This window comes from Piscicoccus intestinalis NBRC 104926 (assembly GCF_001515525.1).
GTDB lineage: Bacteria > Actinomycetota > Actinomycetes > Actinomycetales > Dermatophilaceae > Kineosphaera > Kineosphaera intestinalis.
Genome location: NZ_BCNQ01000243.1, coordinates 1 through 3,240, shown reverse-complemented (window position 1 = coordinate 3,240; position 3,240 = coordinate 1). Strand labels below are relative to the sequence as shown.

Genomic DNA, 3,240 nt, shown 5'->3' with positions numbered 1-3,240 from the left:
CGCCGGCTGCCCGGTCCGCGCATCGCGGGCGGGCGCAGCGCCGGGGCCCGCGTCGTCGCTCGCACCGCCAAGGACCTGCGCCCCGACGGGCTCCTGCTGCTGTCGTTCCCGCTGGAGCCACCGGCGCGCGGCGACAAGCCCAGGCCGAGCCGGTCCGACGAGCTCGCCGCGGCGCGCGCGGCGGACATGCCGCTGCTGCTCGTGCAGGGGCGCACCGACTCCTTCGGCCGCCCGGAGCGGCTCGCGCAGGCCGCCGGACTCGACGTGGTGCCCGTGCGGGGCGGCCACGGGTTCGCCGGCGACGCCGCCGATGTGCGTGCCGCCGTGGCGGACTGGCTCGACGCCACGTGGCCCGCCCCGGTCGGTGGTGACTGACCGGCTCCGACCAATCGGTGAAGCCGCGCGAGCGGACCGGGGCGTCCGGTGAGCGACACCACAGGGAATGCTCCCGGTGCGCGGTGGCGTTGACGCCGACGATCACCACCGAACAGCAGCGGGCCGGGGCCCGCTCACCGGGGCTCACCGGCTCCGGAGGGCGTCTGCCGGCTGTCGGCCCGCGCCCCCATTCGTGAAGGAGCCGCGATGCAGACCGTGCGCGACCGTTCGGCGGCGCGACGTGCCGCTCGCCCCATCCAGCGATCGAGATGTCGAGCGGTTTGCGACCGGCCGGTATCGTGGTCGGCGATGACTGACGAGAAGCCGGACACCGGCGCCGGCGAGCAGGCGAGCGTCGAGCAGACGCTCGCGGCGTCCGCGACGCCCGCCACGCCGACCGAACCGCCGACGCCCACGGTCGACCCCGCCACGGAGACCCCGGCCGAACGCGCGGCCCGCTTCGAGGCCGAGGCGATGCCCTTCCTCGACCAGCTGTACAGCGCGGCGCTGCGGATGGCCCGCAACCCCGCCGATGCCGAAGACCTCGTGCAGGAGACGTACGCCAAGGCGTTCGGGGCGTTCCACCAGTACCGGCCGGGCACCAACCTCAAGGCGTGGCTGTACCGCATCCTCACGAACACCTACATCAACTCGTACCGCAAGAAGCAGCGGCAGCCGCAGGAGTCCGACTCCGCCGACATCGCCGACTACCAGCTGGCGCGCGCGGAGTCGCACAGCTCCCGCGGGCTGCGCTCGGCCGAGACCGAGGCGCTGGAGCACCTGCCCGACAGCGACGTGACGCGGGCGCTGGCGGCGCTGCCCGAGGACTTCCGGATGGCCGTCTACCTCGCCGACGTCGAGGGCTTCGCGTACAAGGAGATCGCCGACATCATGGAGACGCCGATCGGCACCGTGATGTCGCGCCTGCACCGCGGCCGCCGACAGCTGCGGGAGCTGCTCACCGATTACGCGATCGAACGCGGGTACGCGGGGCAGGGGGCCGGCGCATGAACGAGCCCCACCCGCACGCCGACGTCGCCGACGGACACGGGACCGTCGATTGTTCGCAGATCGTTCTGCGGGTCTTCGAGTTCATCGACAAGGAGACCAGCCCCATCGATTCGCGGCGCATCAAGGCGCACCTCGACGGGTGCGCGGAGTGCCTCGACGAATACGAGCGGGACGTTCTGCTCAAGGCCCTCGTCCGCCGTTCCTGTCAGGGGCAGGCTGCCCCGGGCGAGCTGCGCAGGCGCATCATGTCCAAGCTCACGTCGGTGACCGTGCAGACGACGACCCGCGACGGATCCTCGGAGACGGTTCAGGCCGTCGAGGTCATCGAAGAAGCGGTGGAGCGCTGGGACCGGCCGAGAAGCTGAGCCTCGATGACGTCAGGAGCCGTGCCACAGACAGCAACAGGCTGCCGCAACTCCCGTGGGGGTTGCGGCAGCCCGCTGTTGTCGGCTGGCGCCGTGCTCAGGCGTTGGGGCGGCGGCCGTGGTTGGCGGCGTTGCCCTTGCGCGAGCGACGCTTACGAGCGCGTCGGCTCATGGCGGAACTCCTTCGTCGTTCAGAGCCTGCACCGGGCCGGCCCGCACGGGCGATCCGGTCGACCGGAGCCCGAACGGTGCCCGGTCATGCAGGACCCCGCTGGGGAGCGGGCATCGGCGCCATTCTCGCACAGGGGGACAGCGGGTGGCGACGCCGACCGGGATGGGCGGGTGAGCCGGGACTGACCTTGTTCATCCGACTCCCGCGCCTGCGAGGAGCCCCGGCGACGGGGGACAGCGCAGGCCGCGCGACCTGCTGACCTGCTTGCCTCTGATTCCTTGGCATCCGCCGATGCCTCGGCTTCCTCTGTTGCGTGAGGTCGTCGTGCCGGCGTCGTGACGCGGCTGGCGCGTGCCTGGCACGGCATGGCCTGGCGCGGCTGGCGCGGCGCAGACCGCCCCCCACAAACTCTACCCACCTGGTCCTCGACCCACACGTGGATCGATTCGGGTCCGATCCGGATTCGACTCGACCCACGCGGGGGCCGAGGCTGGGCGGCGACGCGCTCAGGGTCGACCCCGACCAGGATGCGGCGGGGTGCGGCCGGGGCGCGACGGAGGCGTGACTGAGGCGCGACTGAGGCCGGATCGTGGCTGCCTGCGGTGCGTGCGCTGCGGGCGCCGATCGACGCCAGGCTTTCGGGCACGTGGAGTCGGGGTGTCGCGAAAACAAAAACACGGCAACAATCCAGGGCGCTTTCCGAGCATTAGTCCAAGTCGGACGTCCTATTTAATCATGCCCTCTTTTCGGCATTTCCCGAGCAATGTGATGCGGTCGACGACGGCATTTGCAGGAGTATTACCAAAAGTCATTCAAGAAACAGTAAATGTGTTGGTCCTGCGTTCGGGACAGGTGCAAAGATGGAACAGGCCGAACGGGACAGGGGAGGCGAGAGTCATTGTCCCTCGGCCGAGTTCAGAACTTGTAGGGCCGGATTTCGGGAGACGGCCCACCTTTTGGAATCAGGAGAATGTGATGGACAACACGCAGCTGAGCAGCTTTTCCGGTACGGCCGCCCGCACCTGGTGGTGGCACCCCAAGCCGGTCGCCGTGAGCGCCGCGAGCGCAATGGAGCGCTCGAGCGACACCTGGTGGTGGCACCCCAAGCCGCTGGCCTGAGCGAAAAAGAGCCCCGGGAGGCTCGAAAACATCGATGAAAAGGTCCGGGTATGTGTCGTGCGACGCATACTCGGACCTTTTCCGTGGTTAGGATCACATCTCGTGACTGAGGGCAACGCCACCCGGCGAGCGCGGGGCGTCCGCTCCCGCGTCCGGCGCGGGCGGGCGCTGTTCGGGAGCGACGGTGCCGGCCCGCCC

The 3,240-nt window shown here is 70.2% G+C and carries 5 protein-coding genes; 4 read left to right on the top strand and 1 reads right to left on the bottom strand.

Annotated features, from left to right (window positions below):
* The 3 genes from PINTE_RS23500 to rsrA all read left to right on the top strand — a co-directional run.
* A partial coding sequence (locus PINTE_RS23500) for an alpha/beta family hydrolase (protein WP_373280184.1) occupies positions 1-375 on the top strand: 375 nt, incomplete at its 5' end.
* 309 nt (positions 376-684) lie between these two features.
* Complete coding sequence (locus PINTE_RS20740; RefSeq protein WP_245643089.1) at positions 685-1,386, top strand: sigma-70 family RNA polymerase sigma factor; 702 nt, start codon at positions 685-687, stop codon at positions 1,384-1,386.
* On the top strand, positions 1,383-1,751 hold the full coding sequence (gene rsrA / locus PINTE_RS20735) for a mycothiol system anti-sigma-R factor (protein ID WP_084343878.1): 369 nt from the start codon (positions 1,383-1,385) through the stop codon (positions 1,749-1,751). Before PINTE_RS20740 ends, rsrA begins: the two co-directional genes overlap by 4 nt.
* Positions 1,752-1,848: 97 nt before the next feature.
* Here the strand turns inward: rsrA and PINTE_RS25185 are convergent, their stop codons facing one another.
* Entirely contained in the window at positions 1,849-1,923 is a 75-nt protein-coding gene (locus PINTE_RS25185; RefSeq protein WP_373280185.1) for a 50S ribosomal protein bL37, read from the bottom strand.
* A 975-nt stretch (positions 1,924-2,898) separates the two neighbouring features.
* Between PINTE_RS25185 and PINTE_RS22965 the strand changes: the two genes are divergently transcribed.
* Positions 2,899-3,042, top strand: a complete 144-nt coding sequence (locus PINTE_RS22965) for a hypothetical protein (RefSeq protein WP_157087431.1) — start codon at positions 2,899-2,901, stop codon at positions 3,040-3,042.
* The last annotated feature ends 198 nt before the right edge of the window (positions 3,043-3,240 follow it).

What these genes read in the sequence shown, in the direction of transcription:
- PINTE_RS20740 (WP_245643089.1), top strand. Translation starts at nt 685, where the DNA reads ATGACTGACGAGAAGCCGGACACCGGCGCCGGCGAGCAGGCGAGCGTC.
- rsrA (WP_084343878.1), top strand. Translation starts at nt 1,383, where the DNA reads ATGAACGAGCCCCACCCGCACGCCGACGTCGCCGACGGACACGGGACC.
- PINTE_RS22965 (WP_157087431.1), top strand. Translation starts at nt 2,899, where the DNA reads ATGGACAACACGCAGCTGAGCAGCTTTTCCGGTACGGCCGCCCGCACC.